Genomic DNA, 16,399 nt, shown 5'->3' with positions numbered 1-16,399 from the left:
CCACGTGCGTTCGGCGGCCGTTGGCCGATCCCGGTCGGCCGTGGTGCCGGGCGGGTCTGCCCGTTTCGGTGCGGTGCGCGGGGCATGACACGATGTGGCCATGTCCACCGCGCTGACCGCTCTTTGCCGTCATCCGATCGTGCAGGCGCCGATGGCCGGCGGCGGTTCCGGTCCGGAGCTGGTCGCCGCCGTCGGTGAGGCCGGCGGGCTCGGCTTCCTCGCCGCCGGGTACAAGACTGCCGACGGCATGTACCAGGAGATCAAGCGGCTGCGCGGGCTGACCGGCCGCCCCTTCGGCGTCAATCTCTTCCTCCCGCAGCCCGAACTCGCGAACACCGCCGCCGTCGAGGTCTACCGCGATCAGCTCGCCGGTGAGGCCGCGTGGTACGAGACCGGGCTCGGCGAGGTCGATCCGTACGGCGGCTCGGACGACGGCTACGAGGCGAAGCTGGCGGTGCTGCGCGAGGACCCGGTGCCGGTGGTGTCGTTCGTCTTCGGCTGCCCCTCCCGCGCGGTGCTCGCCTCGCTGGCCGCGGTCGGGACGTACACCGTCGTCACCGTCACCACGCCGGACGAGGCGCGGGCGGCGGAGGCGGCGGGCGCCGACGCGGTGTGTGCGCAGGGCGTCGAGGCGGGCGGCCATCAGGGCACCCACCGGGACGATCCGCACGCCGACGGCACCGGCGCCCCGCTCGGCCTGCTGTCACTGATCACGCAGGTCCGCGAGACGGTGCGGGTACCGGTCATCGCCGCCGGAGGGCTGATGCGCGGCGCGCAGATCGCCGCGGTGCTCGTCGCCGGTGCCGAGGCGGCACAGCTGGGCACCGCCTTCCTCGCGACCCCCGAGTCCGGCGCGCATCCGCTGCACAAGCGGGCGCTGACCGACCCGCTGTTCACCCGCACCGAGCTGACCCGCGCCTTCACCGGGCGCCCGGCCCGGGGCCTGGTCAACCGCTTCCTGCGGGAGCACGGCCCGTATGCCCCGGCCGCGTATCCGGCGGTGCACCATCTGACCGCCGGGCTGCGGAAGGCGGCCGCGCGGACGGGTGACGCACAGGGCATGGCGCTGTGGGCCGGGCAGGGGCACCGGCTGGCGCGGGAGCTGCCCGCCGGTGCGCTGGTGGCGCTGCTGGCGTCCGAACTGGGCGCGGCACGCGAGGAGTGGAACGGTCACAGGGTGAGGGGCGAGGCATGACGGCGCCGGTTTTCGTGGTGGATTCGCTGGCGGGCGCGCGGCCCGGCGGCACGCTGGTGCTGGATGGTCCCGAGGGCCGTCACGCGGTGTCGGTGCGGCGGCTGCGGGCCGGTGAGGACGTGGTGCTGACGGACGGCGCCGGGACCGGCGCGTACGGCACGGTCGCGGCGGCCGAGGGCAAGGACCGGCTGACGGTCGCGGTGGCGGAGGTGCGGACGGAGCCCGCGCCGCCGGTGCGGATCACCGTCGTCCAGGCGCTGCCCAAGGGCGACCGCGGCGAGCTGGCGGTGGAGACGATGACGGAGACCGGGGTGGACGCCGTCGTCCCCTGGGCGGCGTCGCGGTGTGTCACGCAGTGGCGGGGCGAGCGGGCCGCGAAGTCGCTGGCGAAGTGGCGGGCGACGGCCCGGGAGGCCGGGAAGCAGTCGCGGCGGCTGACGTTCCCCGAGGTGGGCGAGGCGCGGACCACCAAGCAGGTGGCCGAGCTGCTGGCGGAGGCCGATTTCGCGGCGGTGCTGCACGAGGAGGGCGCCGCCCCGCTGGCCACCGCGGAGCTGCCCGCATCCGGTTCGGTGGTGCTGGTCGTCGGCCCCGAGGGCGGGGTCGCGCCGGACGAGCTGGCCGCGTTCGAGGCGGCGGGCGCCGCGCCGTACCGGCTGGGCCCGACGGTGCTGCGTACCTCGACGGCGGGTACGGCCGCGACGGCGCTGCTGCTGGGGCGCACCGGCCGCTGGAGCTGACGGGCGGACGGGCCGGGCGGCGCGGCGGTGCCCGGTGCCGCGCGCCCGGCCCGTCCGTGAGCGTCAGATCAGTTCGGCGGTGAGGGTGATGTTCTTGACGCCCGTCAGCGCCTGGCTGACCGGGCAGTTGGCCTTGGCGTCCAGCGCCGCCGCCTGGAAGTCCGCCTCCGACAGGCCCGGCACGCGTGCCTTGACGGTCAGGGCGATGGCGGTGATGCCCTCGCCCAGCTGGAGGGTGACGTCGGCCTCGGTGTCGATGTCCTCGATGTTGTGGCCCTGCTCGGCGAGGCCGTGGGAGAGGGCCATGGAGTAGCAGGCGGAGTGCGCGGCGGCGATCAGCTCTTCCGGGCTGGTGACGCCGTTGGGCTTGTCGATGCGGGCCGGCCAGCTCACGTCGAAGGTCCCGGCTTTGGAGGAGTCCAGGGCGACGGTGCCCTTGCCCTGGAGGAGGTTGCCCTCCCAGTGGGTGGTGGCGGTGCGCGTGGTTGCCATGGTGCATTAACTCCCGGTTTGTGGGGGAAAGCCTGGTACGCGGGGTCAGCTTAGGCGCCGCCTCGCGGTGCGGGCGGCACCTCGTGCCGCGCCCCGGTGCACTCCGCCCACCCGGCCGGACGGCGGGCCGGGCCGGTAGCATCCGAGGGCGTACGCACGGTGCGTACGGCGTCCGCCGCGTACGCCGGGACGTGACGAGGGCGGCACACGGCGCGGCCCTCGCGCTCCGGCGGGCGAGGCGGCCGATGACCCGGGAGGAGCCCACCGGTGGCGGGAGAACCGCAGGCCGACTGCCTGTTCTGCAAGATCGTGGCGGGGGAGGTGCCGGCGACCATCGTCCGCGAGTCCGAGACCACCGTCTCCTTCCGCGACATCAACCCCCAGGCGCCGACCCACGTCCTGGTGATCCCCAAGGTCCACTACGCCAACGCGCGCGAGCTGGCCGCCGCCGCACCGGCCATCGCCGCTGACGTGGTGCGCGAGGCGGGCGAGGTGGCCGCCGACGAGAAGGTCGACGCGACGGGCTACCGCATCGTCTTCAACACCGGCCCCGGCGCCGGGCAGACGGTCTTCCACGCCCACGCCCATGTGCTCGGCGGCCGCGACCTGCAGCGCCTGGTCTGACGGGACGAAGGCCGAAAGTTGTCCGTACGCGAACTGGTCGTCCTCGGCACCGCCAGCCAGGTGCCGACCCGGCACCGCAACCACAACGGCTATCTGCTGCGTTGGGACGGTGAGGGCCTGCTGTTCGACCCCGGTGAGGGCACCCAGCGGCAGATGCTGCGTGCCGGGGTCGCCGCCCACGACCTCAACCGGCTCTGTGTCACCCACTTCCACGGTGACCACTCGCTGGGGCTTGCCGGGGTGATCCAGCGGATCAACCTCGACCGGGTGCCGCACCCCGTCACCGCCCACTACCCGGCGAGCGGGCAGCGCTTCTTCGACCGGCTGCGTTACTCCACCGCGTACCGCGAGACCGTACGCCTGACGGAGCAGCCGGTCGCGGCGGACGGGGTGCTGGCCACGACCCCGGCGTACACGCTGGAGGCGCGGCTGCTGTCGCATCCGGTCGAGTCGTTCGGCTACCGGCTGGTCGAGCCGGACGCCCGGCGGATGCTGCCGGACCGGCTCGCGGCGCACGGCATCGCCGGGCCCGACGTCGGCCGCCTCCAGCGCGCCGGGGAACTGCGCGGGGTGCGCCTCGACGAGGTGAGCGAGGTGCGGCGCGGGCAGCGGTTCGCGTTCGTCATGGACACCCGGTTGTGCGACGGGGTGGACGCGCTGGCCGAAGGGGCGGACCTGCTGGTCATCGAGTCGACCTTCCTCGACGCGGACGTTCAACTGGCCACCGAACACGGCCATCTGACGGCCGGGCAGGCGGCGAAGGTGGCGGCCGGTGCCGAGGTGCGGCACCTCGTCCTGACGCACTTCTCGCAGCGCTACTCCGACCCGGCCGTCTTCGAACGGCAGGCGCGGGAGGCCGGGTTCACCGGCGAGTTGACGGTCGCCCGCGATCTGATGCGGGTGGCGGTGCCGAAGCGGCGCTGAGTGCACGGTGGTTGGGGGCCCGGGGCGGCTGGGATCTTCCCGTTCGATGTGCTGAGATGGACGGCGGACGAGTGGAGTGACAGCCGCCGCGGCGACGCCGTACGCCTCCCGGTGATGCGGCGCGGGGTGCCGGTCTGTGAACTGCACCGCACCCCGCTCGCCGACGACGGGCCGCGCACCGGCGTCGCCCAGCTGAAGGTGATGGCCGACGACGCGTGTGTGCACCGGGTGACCCTCGACGTCGGCACCACCGCGGCACTGGGCCGGGCGCCCGGCGCGGCGGGCATCGCCCTCCACGACGTGCTGCCGCGGCGGCTGCTGGACAGCGTCAGCCGCCGCCATGTCGAGGTCACCGTCGACGCGGAGGGCGCCCTGTGGCTGCGCGACCTCAGCGGCCGCGGCAGCCTGCTGCTCCCGTACGGCGCCCGGGAATGGACGGCGCTGAGCGGGGAGACCCCGGCGCTGCTGCGGGTCAACGACGTCGTCGAGCTGATCCCCGGCGTCCGGCTCGCCCGCAGCGCCCGGCGCTATCCGGCGGAGATCGCCGCGGCGTGGCAGCGGGCGGCCCGGAGGGTTCCGGAGGCGTCCGCCCGTGCCGAGACGCGGTGGGAGTGACCGGCGCCGGTCACTCCCGCGCCCTCAAGGCAGGTGGTACATCGGGTTCGGCAGCTTGAACGTCCGGTCACCGGCGCCGCCGCGCAGATCGCTGTACTGGTCGCCGAAGTTGGCGACGATGTCGTAGCCCAGCGACTCGATGTGCTTGCGGGTGCCGGACTTGTACTCGACGGTGGTGCAGTCCGCGCCGCACGGCAGGTAGGCCGGGGGGTGCTCCTTGTCCTTCAGGTAGACGTGGCCGCGGTCGAGCGGGACGCCGTAGCCGACGTTCTTGAGGTTGCGCACGCTCCACTCCCGCTGGGCCTCCTTGCGGCCGGTGAGGAAGAAGACCTCGGCGCCCTTGGAGTGGGCCCAGTTGACCAGGCGGTCCATGCCGAAGACCGGGTCCATGTCGGTCGAGGCGAGGTACGCGTCCTGGCTCTTCTCGGTGAAGTGGAAGCCGACGCGCAGCTCGTAGTTGTACGTCAGCAGCGTGGTGTCGTCCATGTCGAGGACGATGGCGGGCTTGGCGTGGCCCTTGTCCGCGCGGGCGTCCTGCCGGGCGAGCGCGCGGGTGAGGTGGGCCCGCGCCTTCGCCTCGATGCCGTGGACCTGGCGGGCGTAGTTGCTCTTCGGGGACGCGTAGTGCTCGCCGTCGGCGGTGACGGTGTCGCCGTAGTACGCCTTGATCTTGTCCTGGACGAGGGTGAGGTTGGGGATCTCCTTGTCGGTGCGGGGCACCGAGTGCTCCGCGGTGGCCTGGCCGACGCCGAACACCGCGGTACCGGCGACGAGCGCGGCGACCGTCGCGGCGCCGGCCCGGGCCCGGCGGGAGCGGAGGGCGGCCGGAAGGCGGCGGGACAGGGAAGAGCGGGGCATGCGCGGCTCCTTCGGGAAGCGGTGGGGGTCCGCGCGGGGCCGCGCGGGTCCGGGTCTGACCTGCCCGGACCAGGTAGATGTAACAGAGGCGCGGCGTGGGATCTACGCGCGGAGATTCAACGATTGGTAAAGAGGGGGGAGTTGGGTGGGGTGGGTGGCGGCGTTGCGGCGGAGGCGGAGGGGGTGCCGGGCGGGCGTGGGGGCGGACGCCGGGCGGGCGCGGGGGCGCGCGCCGCTCGACTCCGCGCCCCGGACGCCCCGTTGACGCTCCCGCGCCGTCCTCCTAACCTCCCTTCCCGTCCGTGGACACCGTCCACATACGCGGACATGCAGACGCGGAGATGCCTCCGCGGACATGCAGGTACGGATCTGCGTGGCGCCGTCGCCCGGCGGCGTCCCTCTGGAGACAGGAGTGCGTCCCTTGGCCGCCACCCGTGCTCACGACCTCACCGTCACCGAGGTCCGGCTCACCCCGATCCTGGTCGCCGACCCGCCGCTGCTGAACACCCAGGGAGTCCACCAGCCGTACACGCCGCGCCTGATCGTCGAGGTGGTCACCGCAGGCGGCGTCACCGGCGTCGGCGAGACGTACGGCGACACCGCCTACCTCGATCTGGCCCGGCCGCTGGCCGACGCCCTGCCCGGCCACCGGGTCACCGATCTGAACGCCCTGCCCGCGCTCGCCGCCCGCGTCTGCGGCGACTCCCCGGACGCCACCGGGGTCGGCGCCGTCGACGCCGCCGGGCTGCGCGGCGTGCGCACCGCCGACAAGCTCCGCCGCTCCGTCGTCTCCGCCGTCGAGGTGGCCTGCCTGGACGCCTGGGGGAAGACGGCGGGGCTGCCCGTCCATGCGCTGCTCGGCGGCAAGGTCCGCGACCGCGTCGACTACAGCGCCTACCTCTTCTACCGCTGGGCCGCGCACTCGGGGGGCCGCGGCGAGACCGACGACTGGGGCGCGGCCCTCGACCCGGCGGGCATCGTCGCCCAGGCCCGCCGCCTCGCCGACGCGCACGGCTTCGGCTCGTTCAAGCTCAAGGGCGGCGTCTTCCCGCCCGACGAGGAGATCGCCGCCGTCCGCGCCCTCGCCGCCGCCTTCCCCGGCAAGCCGCTGCGGCTCGACCCCAACGGCGCCTGGTCCGTCGCCACCTCGCTGCGCGTCGCCGCCGCACTCGGCGACACCCTGGAGTACCTGGAGGACCCGGCGGCCGGGACCGGCCCGATGGCCGAGATCGCCGCCGCGCTGCGGGCCGGAAGCGCCGCGCCGCTGCCGCTCGCCACCAACATGTGTGTGACGACGTTCGAGGAGATCCCCGAGGCGTTCACCCGGGGTGCCGTGCAGGTCGTCCTCTCCGACCACCACTACTGGGGCGGACTGCGCGCCACCTGCGAACTCGCGGCGCTCTGCGCCACGTTCGGCGTCGGCCTGTCCATGCACTCCAACACCCATCTGGGCGTCAGCCTCGCCGCGATGACGCACGCCGCCGCGGTCGTCCCCCGCCTCGACCACGCCTGCGACACCCACTACCCCTGGCAGACCGAGGACATCCTCACCGAACGGCTCGCCTTCCACGACGGCGCCCTGGCGGTGAGTGACGCGCCGGGCCTCGGCGTCACCCTCGACCGGGACCGGCTCGCCGCCCTGCACCGCCGCTGGCTCGACGACGACGGCGCGCTCCGCTCCCGCGACGACGCCGCCGCCATGCGTCGTGCCGACCCGGACTGGCGCGTCCCGGCCGTGCCCCGCTGGTGACGGGGGTCGGGCGCACCGGCCCGCCCGTTCGCGTACGCCGGATCATGGAATCTCTCCCGGGGCCTGCGGACGGCCGCCCGCCCCGCGTACGGTGTGGCACGGCTCGGTGGCGGTACGCCACAGTGGTCCCGTACGTGATCTTTGAGAGGGGCTGTCCCATGGCACAGGAAGTGCGCGGCGTCATCGCGCCGGGGAAGAACGAACCGGTCCGGCTGGAGACCATCGTGGTGCCGGATCCCGGACCCGGCGAGGCCGTGGTGCAGATCCAGGCGTGCGGGGTGTGCCACACCGACCTGCACTACAAGCAGGGCGGCATCAACGACGACTTCCCGTTCCTGCTCGGCCACGAGGCCGCCGGGATCGTGGAGTCCGTCGGCGACGGCGTCACCGATGTCGCGCCCGGCGACTTCGTCATCCTCAACTGGCGTGCGGTGTGCGGCCAGTGCCGGGCCTGTCTGCGCGGTCGCCCGCAGTACTGCTTCGACACGCACAACGCGAAGCAGAAGATGACCCTGACGGACGGTACGGAGCTGACGCCCGCGCTGGGCATCGGGGCCTTCGCCGACAAGACGCTGGTCGCCTCCGGGCAGTGCACCAAGGTCGACCCGTCCGTCTCGCCCGCCGTCGCCGGGCTGCTGGGCTGCGGGGTGATGGCCGGTATCGGTGCGGCCATCAACACCGGCAACGTCGGGCGCGGTGACACCGTCGCGGTCATCGGCTGCGGCGGTGTGGGCGACGCGGCGGTGGTCGGCGCCCGGCTGGCCGGCGCCGCGAAGATCATCGCGGTGGATGTCGACGACCGGAAGCTGGAGACCGCCCGCATCATGGGCGCCACCCACACCGTCAACTCCCGCACCATCGACCCGGTCGAGGCGATCCGCGAGCTGACCGGCGGCTTCGGCGCGGATGTCGTCATCGAGGCGGTCGGCCGCCCCGAGACGTACCAGCAGGCGTTCTACGCCCGCGATCTGGCCGGAACGGTCGTCCTCGTCGGCGTCCCCACCCCCGAGATGACGCTGGAACTCCCGCTGCTGGACGTCTTCGGCCGCGGCGGCTCCCTCAAGTCCTCCTGGTACGGCGACTGCCTGCCGTCCCGCGACTTCCCGATGCTCATCGACCTGCACCAGCAGGGCCGGATCGACCTGAGCGGCTTCGTCACCGAGACCATCGGCATCGATGGCGTCGAGCGGGCCTTCGAGCGGATGCACGAGGGCGATGTGCTGCGTTCGGTGGTGACGCTCTGATGGCCGCGCGCATCGACCACCTCGTCACCTCCGGCACCTTCTCCCTCGACGGCGGCACCTGGGACGTCGACAACAACGTCTGGATCGTCGGGGACGACGACGAGGCGCTGGTCATCGACGCCGCCCACGACGCCGACGCCATCCTCGAAGCGCTCGGCGGCCGCACCCTGCGCGCCATCATCTGCACCCACGCGCACAACGACCACATCGACGCGGCCCCCGCCCTCGCGGCCCGTACGGGTGCCCTGATCCATCTGCACCCCGACGACCTGCCGCTGTGGCGGCAGACCCACCCGGGCACCCCGCCCGACCGGGAGCTGGCCGACGGCCAGGTCCTGACCATCGCGGGGGAGGATCTGACGGTGCTGCACACCCCGGGCCACGCACCGGGCGCCGTCAGCCTGTACGCACCGGGGCTCGGCGCCGTCTTCACCGGCGACACCCTCTTCCAGGGCGGCCCGGGCGCCACCGGCCGGTCGTTCTCCCACTTCCCGACGATCATCGACTCGATCCGCGACCGGCTGCTGACCCTCCCGGCGACGACCGTCGTCCGCACCGGTCACGGCGACACCACCACGATCGGGGACGAGGCACCGCATCTGGAGGAGTGGATCAAGAGGGGGCACTGAGGGGCACGTGGGGGCGCGCGGGCCCCGGCCTCGCGCCGGGCCGGGGGCACGGGGCGCCGGGCCCCGCGCCGTCCGGGCCCGCGCCTGGCCTCCGGGCCTCGCGCCGGGCCCCGCGCCCGCCCCGCAGGCGGTCCCGTACCGCCGGGACCGCCCCTCACCCCTCCGTGGCCGCCCGCTCCAGAATGCGGGCGGCCACCGCCGGGGAGTCCACCAGTGGGTGGAGCGCCATCGCCCGCAGCGCCGCCTGCCGGTCCTTGCGCACGGCCGCCTCGACCGTCGCCCGCTCCACTGCCTTGAGCTGGAGCGTCAGCCCCAACTGATCGGCCCGCAGCGGCGCGCACGGCAGCGGCACCGGCCCGTCCGCGCCCACCTCGCACACCGTCTCCACGATCGCGTCCGGCGCCAGCTCCGGCACCGTCGTACCGTTGCGCACATTGAGGATCAGGCGGCTGCCCGCACCGTCTGCATTGTTTGCGCTGTGGGAGAGCGCCCGCATCAGCGCCAGCGCGACCCGGTCGTACCCGCCGCCCTCCAGATCGCAGGCGTCGCGCTGCCAACCGCCGCTGGCCTCCCGGCTCTCCGCCATGTACGTCTGCTCGCGCTCGCGCCGGGTGGACTCCCACAGCGCGTACGCCTTCTCCGGGCCGCTCGCCTCCGCCGCCCGCGCGAAGAACCCGCCCTGCTGCCCGTCGAGGAACTCCCCGCGCGTCTCGTCCGCGGCCCGCACCGACGCCAGCGTCTCCCGGCGGAAGTAGTAGTAGTGCAGGTACTCGTTGGGCAGCGCGCCCAGCGCCGCCAGCCACTCGGCGCCGAACAGCCGCCCCTCCTCGAACGAGCCCAGCGCCGCCGGATCGGCCAGCAGCCCCGGCAGCAGCTCCCGCCCGTCCAGCGCCAACGACCGCAGCCAGCCGAGGTGATTGAGCCCCACGTAGTCGTACGTCACCCGGCCCGCCGCGAACGCCCCGCCGTGCGCGCCGGCCGCGCGCGCCGCCCGCCGCACCAGACCCACCGGCGAATCGCAGATCCCGATGACCCGCTCGCCCAGCACCTCCGCCATCGCCTCCGTCACCATCCCCGCCGGATTGGTGAAGTTGATGACCCACGCGCGCGGCGCCAGCTCCGCCACCCGCTCCGCGATCCGCAGCGCCACCGGGATCGTCCGCAGCCCGTAGAGCACCCCGCCGGCGCCCACCGTCTCCTGGCCCAGCACGCCCTCGGCCAGCGGGATCCGCTCGTCGCGCACCCGGCCCGCGGTGCCGCCCACCCGGATCGCGGAGAAGACGAAGTCGGCGCCGGTCAGCGCCTCGTCCAGGCTCGCCGCCCGCCGTACCCGCACCGGCGCCGGATGCCCCTGCGCCTGCCGTGCCAGCACGTCCCCGATCACCGCGAGCCGCCGCGGATCGGTGTCGTACAGGGTCAGTTCGTCGACTGCGCGCGCCGGATCGTCCAGGAGCGCGCGGTACACCAGCGGCACCCGGAATCCGCCGCCACCGAGAATCGTGAGCCTCATGGGCCGGAACGTACACCGGCATCAGGCACACTGTCGGCACCGCCGGGACGGGGACGCACGCGACGGAACCACCGCGACCGGACCTGCGGGAGAGAGGCGAGCACGGTGAGCGCTGGACCCCGACCACAGCAACACCCCGTACGGCCGGGCGTCACGACGCCGGTACTCGACCCGCTCGCCCCCCTCCGCGCCGACGGCGACCCGGCCACCGACGTCTACCTCACCGGCACCGTCTTCCTCGACATCATCCTCACCGGCCTCGACTCCGCGCCGGTCCGCGGCACCGAGTCCTGGGCCCGCGGCATGGGCTCCAGCCCCGGCGGCGTCGCCAACATGGCCACCGCCCTCGCCCGCCTCGGCCTGCGCACCTCCCTCGCCGCCGCGTTCGGCGACGACATGTACGGCGAGTACTGCTGGGACGCCCTCAGCCACGGCGAGGGCATCGACCTCACCTACTCCCGCACCATCCCCGGCTGGCATTCCCCCGTCACCGTCTCCATGGCGTACGAGGGCGAACGCACGATGGTCTCGCACGGCCACGAGGCACCGCCGCCGGAGACCGCCTTCGACGGCGGCCACGCCCCCGGCTGCCCGCCGCCGTCCCGCGCCTGCGTCGCCTCGCTGGTGCCCGGCCGCCACGAGGGCTGGCTGGGCTGCGCCGCCGCCCGCGGCAGCCGGATCTTCGCCGACGTCGGCTGGGACGACACCGGCCGCTGGGACCCGGCCGACCTCGACGGGCTCCAACACTGCGAGGCGTTCCTGCCCAACGCCGAGGAGGCGATGCGCTACACCCGCACCTCCGACCCGCGCGCCGCGGCCCGCAAGCTCGCCGAGCGGGTGCCGCTCGCCGTCGTCACCATGGGCTCCGAGGGCGCCTGCGCCGTCGACGGCCGGACCGGCGAGAGCGCCGAGGTGCCCGCCATCGCCGTGGAGGCGCTGGATCCGACCGGCGCCGGTGACATCTTCGTCGCGGGCTTCGTCACCGGCACCCTCGCCGCCTGGCCGCTCGCCGACCGGCTCGCCTTCGCCGGGCTGACCGCCGCCCTCTCCGTCCAGGAGTTCGGCGGCTCCCTCGCGGCGCCCGGCTGGGCCGAGATCGTCACCTGGTGGCAGCGGGTCCGCGCCGACCGCGCCCCGGCCACCGACGCGCTCCGCGACCGCTACGCCTTCCTCGACGCCGTCCTGCCCGCGCCGGGCCGCTGCACCCCACCGGCCCGCGCCGTCCCCACGATCGGCTTCCGGCGCCCGGCGTAGGCCCGCGGCGGCGGACGGCGGCGGGCGGGACCGTTCCCGTCCGCCCCTTCGATCTTCGTAAAGTCTTTCGGTGATGTCGGTGCCCCGTCGTACTCTGGAGACCGTAGGAGCTGAGCCATACGCACCGCTCATCAGCTATCGGCAAAGGACAGGGGTTGAGCAGGCCACAGCGCCGAACCATGACGCAGACACCCAGGCACCAGCAGGCGAGCGCCCAGTTCACCGTCCCGGCCAAGCACCCCATGGTGACGGTCCTGGGATCCGGAGACGCGCTCCTCCGTGTGATCGAGAAGGCATTCCCCGACACCGACATCCACGTCCGCGGAAACGACGTCACCGCCGTCGGCGACGCCGAGGAAGTCGCCCTCGTCCAGCGCCTCTTCGACGAGATGATGCTGGTGCTCCGCACCGGCCAGCCGATGACCGAGGACGCGGTGGAACGCTCCATCGCGATGCTGCGCGCGGACGGCGACGGCAGCGGCGAGACCCCGGCCGAGGTCCTCACCCAGAACATCCTCTCCAACCGCGGCCGCACCATCCGCCCCAAGACGCTCAACCAGAAGCGCTACGTCGACGCCATCGACAAGCACACCGTCGTCTTCGGCATCGGCCCCGCGGGCACCGGCAAGACCTACCTCGCCATGGCGAAGGCGGTCCAGGCGCTCCAGGCCAAGCAGGTCAACCGCATCATCCTGACCCGCCCCGCCGTCGAGGCCGGCGAACGCCTCGGCTTCCTGCCCGGCACCCTCTACGAGAAGATCGACCCGTATCTGAGGCCGCTCCACGACGCGCTCCACGACATGCTCGACCCCGACTCCATCCCGCGCCTGATGGCCGCCGGGACAATCGAGGTCGCGCCGCTCGCCTACATGCGGGGCCGCACCTTGAACGACGCGTTCATCATTCTCGACGAGGCGCAGAACACCAGCCCCGAGCAGATGAAGATGTTCCTCACCCGTCTCGGCTTCGACTCGAAGATCGTCATCACGGGTGACGTCACCCAGGTCGACCTGCCGGGCAGCACCAAGAGCGGGCTGCGTCAGGTCCGGGAGATCCTGGAGGGCGTCGACGACGTCCATTTCTCTCTCCTCACCAGCCAGGACGTCGTCCGCCACAAGCTCGTGGGCCGTATCGTCGACGCCTACGAGAAGTACGACAGCCGCAACGGCGGCTAGGTCCGTTCCGCCGGCCGGCCGCCCACCCGCGGCCGGCCGGCACCCACCAGAAGCGAGAAGTCACACCCCCCATGTCGATCGACGTCAACAACGAGTCCGGCACGGACATCGACGAGCAGGCGATCCTCGACGTCGCCCGCTACGCCGTCGCCCGGATGCGCATCCACCCGCTCTCCGAGCTGTCCGTGATCGTCGTGGACGCCGAGGCGATGGAGCAGCTGCACCTCCAGTGGATGGACCTCCCCGGCCCGACCGACGTGATGTCCTTCCCGATGGACGAGCTGCGCCCCCCGGCCAAGGACGAGGACGAGCCCCCGCAGGGCCTCCTCGGCGACATCGTGCTCTGCCCCGAGGTCGCCAAGAAGCAGGGCGAGGACGCCCCGACCGGCCACTCCATGGACGAGGAGCTCCAGCTCCTGACCGTCCACGGCGTGCTGCACCTCCTCGGCTACGACCACGAGGAGCCCGACGAGAAGGCCGAGATGTTCGGCCTCCAAGCGGCCATCATCGACGGCTGGCGCGCCGAGCGGGGGCTGACGGGCCCCTCCCCGGCCCCCACCGTGACCTGACCGGGCGCCGCAATGACCATCCAACTCATCGCGGTCGCGGTGCTGCTCGTCGTGATCGCCTGGCTCGCCGCCTGCGCAGAGGCGGGCCTCGCCCGGACGACCAGCTTCCGCGCCGAGGAGGCGGTCCGCTCGGGCCGCCGCGGCAGCGACCGGCTCGCCGCCGTCGCCGCCGACCCGACCCGCTATCTCAACGTCGCGCTGCTGGTCCGCGTCGGCTGCGAGATGGCCGCCGGTGTCCTCGTCACCTACGCCTGCCTGCGCTCCTTCGAGGAGACCTGGCAGGCGCTGACCGTCGCCATCGCCGTGATGGTCCTCGTCTCGTACGTCGCGGTCGGCGTCTCGCCGCGCACCATCGGCCGTCAGCACCCGCTCAACACCGCGACCGCCGCCGCCTACGTCCTGCTGCCGCTGGCCCGGATCATGGGCCCCGTCCCGCAGCTGCTGATCCTGCTGGGCAACGCCCTCACACCGGGCAAGGGCTTCCGTAAGGGCCCGTTCGCCTCCGAGGCGGAGCTGCGGGCGCTGGTGGACCTCGCGGAGAAGGAATCGCTGATCGAGGACGAGGAGCGCCGCATGGTGCACTCCGTCTTCCAGCTCGGCGACACCCTGGTGCGGGAGGTGATGGTGCCGCGCACGGACCTGGTCTCCGTCGAGCGGTACAAGACCATCCGCCAGGCGCTGACCCTCGCGCTCCGCTCCGGTTTCTCCCGCATCCCGGTGACCGGCGAGAACGAGGACGACATCGTCGGCATCGTCTACCTCAAGGACCTGTCCCGCAAGGTCCATGTCAGCCGCGACGCCGAGACCGAGCTGGTCTCCTCCGCGATGCGCCCCGCCGTCTTCGTGCCCGATACGAAGAACGCCGGTGACCTGCTGCGGGAGATGCAGCGCGACCGCAACCACGTCGCGGTGGTCATCGACGAGTACGGCGGCACGGCCGGGATCGTCACCATCGAGGACATCCTGGAGGAGATCGTCGGCGAGATCACCGACGAGTACGACCGGGAGCTGCCGCCCGTCGAGGAGCTGGGCGACGGCCGCTACCGCGTCACCGCCCGCCTCGACATCGGCGACCTCGGCGAGCTGTACGGCCTGGCCGAGCTGGACGACGAGGACGTCGAAACGGTCGGCGGCCTGCTGGCCAAGCTGCTGGGCCGGGTCCCGATCGCCGGTGCCACGGCCGTCGTCGACCTCTCCACCGACGCCGCCGACCCGGACCTCACGGGCCTCCGGCTCACCGCCGAGTCCCCGGCGGGACGGCGGAACAAGATCATCACGGTGCTGTGCGAGCCGGTACGGGGAGCGGCGGAGGCCGTTCGGAGCGCGGACCGGAGCAGCGCGGAGGGCTGACCTGGGGCCTCCCGCCCCTTCCGCCGCCCATGCGAAGCTTGCCCGGAAGCGGAGCACGGCGAGGGGGATCCGACATCACCAGCGGGACGGGCGAGCAGCGGACGGACGGGGGACCGGCCCGCCCGGTGCCCGCCGTACGGACACCATCGGACGGCCGCGACGCGGCGGCCCCGGGGGAGCCGATGGGGGACGCACCCGGGGACGCGGACGCACCGGGGGAGACGCCCCGGGGAGCGGCCTCGGCCGGGTCCGGGAGCGCACCAGGGGAGGCGAGCCCCGACGGGCTGCTGGACCTCCGGGCGACGGGCGCCGTGCCCGGGGCGCTCCGCTATCCGCCCGATGCCGTCGTCGTGGTCGCCGGGCTGCCGGGCAGCGGCAAGAGCACCCTGCTACACCGCTGGTCAGGCCGGGTGGGCGAGCCCGGCGGGGCGTCGCACGGAGCAGCCGGGGCACCGGCGGTGCGGTTGATCGATCCGCGCGCCGTGCACCTCGCCTGCGAGGCGGCGATGCCGCACTGGCTGCCGTACCCGGTCTACCGGCCGTGGGCGCGCTGGCGGCTGCTGCGCGAGGTGTGCGCGGCGCTGCGCGGGGACGGCCCGGTGCTGGTCCACGACTGCGGAAGCAGGGCCTGGCTGCGTCGGTTGCTGGCGCGCGCCACCGCCCGCCACGGCCGGACCCTGCACCTGGTCCTGCTGGACGTCGGCGCCGCCACCGCGCTCTCCGGGCAGCGGGCCCGTGCCCGCTGGGTGCGCCGCCGCGTCTTCGCCCGCCACCGCCGTGGCCTGGACCGGCTGCTGCGCACCCTGGACCGTCCCGCCGCCGGTCCTTCGACGGCGCTGCCCGATGCGCTCGCCGACGTGACCTCGCTGGTGGCGCTGGACGCCCGTACCCGGGAGCGGGTGGCGGCCGTACGCTTCGACACCGCGCCGGAGCGGCGGGGCGCGGGCGGCCCGGAATCCCTGCCGCCCCGTGGGGCCGCCGGGCCCGGCCCCCGCATATGCTCGCCCGTATGAGCGAAGCCGCAGCGCTGGATCCCGAAGACCGCAAGATCATCACGCTCGCGCGTTCGGCGCGGGCCCGGAACGGCGTGCCCGAGGGCGCCGCCGTCCGCGACGAGACCGGCCGCACCTACGTCGCCGGGACCGTGGTCCTGGACTCGCTGAAGCTCAGCGCGCTGCAGACCGCCGTGGCGATGGCCGTCGCCAGCGGCGCGCGGTCCCTGGAGGCCGCCGCCGTGGTCACCGACGCGGAGCACGCCGCCGTCGCGGACCGTGCGGCCGTCGCGGACCTGGGCGGCCCGGCCACCCCCGTTCTCGTGGCGGGCCCCGACGGCACCCTGCGGGTCTCCGCCCCGGCGGGCGACGCGAGCGCCTGAGCCTGACGGGCGGCGTCCGGGCGGGGGTGCGGCGCCCCCGTTCGCCGTCCCTCGGACCCCGTCCGGCGCGGCCGGGCCACGGCGCCTCGTCCGGG

At 73.9% G+C, this 16,399-nt stretch carries 17 protein-coding genes; 14 read left to right on the top strand and 3 right to left on the bottom strand.

From position 1 onward, the window contains the following. The first annotated feature begins 100 nt into the window (after nucleotides 1-100). Together OG422_RS09490 and OG422_RS09485 are read left to right on the top strand one after the other, a co-directional pair. The gene (locus OG422_RS09490; protein ID WP_405741955.1) at nucleotides 101-1,195 is read left to right on the top strand and encodes a nitronate monooxygenase; all 1,095 of its coding nucleotides are present in this window, start codon (nucleotides 101-103) and stop codon (nucleotides 1,193-1,195) included. After that, nucleotides 1,192-1,935 carry a 16S rRNA (uracil(1498)-N(3))-methyltransferase gene (locus OG422_RS09485; protein ID WP_405741953.1) on the top strand — a complete coding sequence of 248 codons (744 nt, stop codon included), beginning with the start codon at nucleotides 1,192-1,194 and terminating at the stop codon, nucleotides 1,933-1,935. The genes OG422_RS09490 and OG422_RS09485 overlap by 4 nt, the downstream gene beginning before the upstream one ends. A 63-nt stretch (nucleotides 1,936-1,998) precedes the next feature. Here the strand turns inward: OG422_RS09485 and OG422_RS09480 are convergent, their stop codons facing one another. Continuing rightward, a complete protein-coding gene (locus tag OG422_RS09480; protein ID WP_405741951.1) occupies nucleotides 1,999-2,427 on the bottom strand; it encodes an OsmC family peroxiredoxin in 429 nt (142 codons plus the stop codon). Nucleotides 2,428-2,694: 267 nt separating this feature from the next. Here OG422_RS09480 and OG422_RS09475 point away from each other — a divergent pair, with 267 nt between their 5' ends. The 3 genes from OG422_RS09475 to OG422_RS09465 are packed head-to-tail and all read left to right on the top strand — an operon-like array spanning nucleotide 2,695 to nucleotide 4,590. Then, nucleotides 2,695-3,051 carry a histidine triad nucleotide-binding protein gene (locus OG422_RS09475; RefSeq protein WP_405741949.1) on the top strand — a complete coding sequence of 119 codons (357 nt, stop codon included), beginning with the start codon at nucleotides 2,695-2,697 and terminating at the stop codon, nucleotides 3,049-3,051. Between the two features lie 18 nt (nucleotides 3,052-3,069). Beyond that, the gene (locus OG422_RS09470) at nucleotides 3,070-3,975 is read left to right on the top strand and encodes a ribonuclease Z (RefSeq protein WP_405741947.1); all 906 of its coding nucleotides are present in this window, start codon (nucleotides 3,070-3,072) and stop codon (nucleotides 3,973-3,975) included. A gap of 48 nt (nucleotides 3,976-4,023) precedes the next feature. Then, nucleotides 4,024-4,590: a hypothetical protein gene (locus OG422_RS09465; RefSeq protein WP_405741946.1), complete on the top strand. Its 567-nt coding sequence runs from the start codon at nucleotides 4,024-4,026 to the stop codon at nucleotides 4,588-4,590. A 24-nt stretch (nucleotides 4,591-4,614) separates the two neighbouring features. Here OG422_RS09465 and OG422_RS09460 read toward each other — a convergent pair whose 3' ends face one another. Continuing rightward, a complete protein-coding gene (locus OG422_RS09460; protein ID WP_143942707.1) occupies nucleotides 4,615-5,448 on the bottom strand; it encodes an HAD family acid phosphatase in 834 nt (277 codons plus the stop codon). 421 nt (nucleotides 5,449-5,869) lie between these two features. Here OG422_RS09460 and OG422_RS09455 point away from each other — a divergent pair, with 421 nt between their 5' ends. The 3 genes from OG422_RS09455 (at nucleotide 5,870) to OG422_RS09445 (ending at nucleotide 9,071) form a co-directional block, all read left to right on the top strand. Next, nucleotides 5,870-7,198: an enolase C-terminal domain-like protein gene (locus OG422_RS09455; protein WP_405741943.1), complete on the top strand. Its 1,329-nt coding sequence runs from the start codon at nucleotides 5,870-5,872 to the stop codon at nucleotides 7,196-7,198. A 158-nt stretch (nucleotides 7,199-7,356) separates the two neighbouring features. Further along, nucleotides 7,357-8,442 (top strand): S-(hydroxymethyl)mycothiol dehydrogenase, encoded by a 1,086-nt coding sequence (locus tag OG422_RS09450; protein ID WP_405741941.1) that lies wholly within the window; start codon nucleotides 7,357-7,359, stop codon nucleotides 8,440-8,442. Further along, a complete protein-coding gene (locus tag OG422_RS09445; protein WP_143943355.1) occupies nucleotides 8,442-9,071 on the top strand; it encodes an MBL fold metallo-hydrolase in 630 nt (209 codons plus the stop codon). The genes OG422_RS09450 and OG422_RS09445 overlap by 1 nt, the downstream gene beginning before the upstream one ends. Before the next feature lie 154 nt (nucleotides 9,072-9,225). Here OG422_RS09445 and OG422_RS09440 read toward each other — a convergent pair whose 3' ends face one another. Further along, nucleotides 9,226-10,581, bottom strand: coding sequence for a 6-phospho-beta-glucosidase (locus tag OG422_RS09440; protein WP_405741939.1), 1,356 nt, complete (start codon nucleotides 10,579-10,581; stop codon nucleotides 9,226-9,228). A gap of 105 nt (nucleotides 10,582-10,686) precedes the next feature. Between OG422_RS09440 and OG422_RS09435 the strand changes: the two genes are divergently transcribed. From OG422_RS09435 to OG422_RS09410, 6 genes are all read left to right on the top strand, one after another. Beyond that, complete coding sequence (locus tag OG422_RS09435; protein ID WP_143943357.1) at nucleotides 10,687-11,835, top strand: carbohydrate kinase family protein; 1,149 nt, start codon at nucleotides 10,687-10,689, stop codon at nucleotides 11,833-11,835. 179 nt (nucleotides 11,836-12,014) lie between these two features. After that, nucleotides 12,015-13,010: a PhoH family protein gene (locus OG422_RS09430; protein ID WP_143943358.1), complete on the top strand. Its 996-nt coding sequence runs from the start codon at nucleotides 12,015-12,017 to the stop codon at nucleotides 13,008-13,010. 71 nt (nucleotides 13,011-13,081) lie between these two features. Continuing rightward, nucleotides 13,082-13,579, top strand: a complete 498-nt coding sequence (gene ybeY / locus OG422_RS09425) for an rRNA maturation RNase YbeY (protein WP_143943359.1) — start codon at nucleotides 13,082-13,084, stop codon at nucleotides 13,577-13,579. 12 nt (nucleotides 13,580-13,591) lie between these two features. Next, entirely contained in the window at nucleotides 13,592-14,929 is a 1,338-nt protein-coding gene (locus tag OG422_RS09420; protein ID WP_405741936.1) for a hemolysin family protein, read from the top strand. Between the two features lie 182 nt (nucleotides 14,930-15,111). Then, complete coding sequence (locus OG422_RS09415; RefSeq protein WP_405741934.1) at nucleotides 15,112-15,942, top strand: AAA family ATPase; 831 nt, start codon at nucleotides 15,112-15,114, stop codon at nucleotides 15,940-15,942. After that, a complete protein-coding gene (locus tag OG422_RS09410; RefSeq protein WP_405741932.1) occupies nucleotides 15,939-16,304 on the top strand; it encodes a cytidine deaminase in 366 nt (121 codons plus the stop codon). The genes OG422_RS09415 and OG422_RS09410 overlap by 4 nt, the downstream gene beginning before the upstream one ends. Nucleotides 16,305-16,399 lie beyond the last annotated feature (95 nt).

Source organism: Streptomyces sp. NBC_01525 (assembly GCF_045040405.1).
GTDB lineage: Bacteria > Actinomycetota > Actinomycetes > Streptomycetales > Streptomycetaceae > Streptomyces > Streptomyces benahoarensis.
This window is presented reverse-complemented; position numbering and strand designations above follow the sequence as displayed.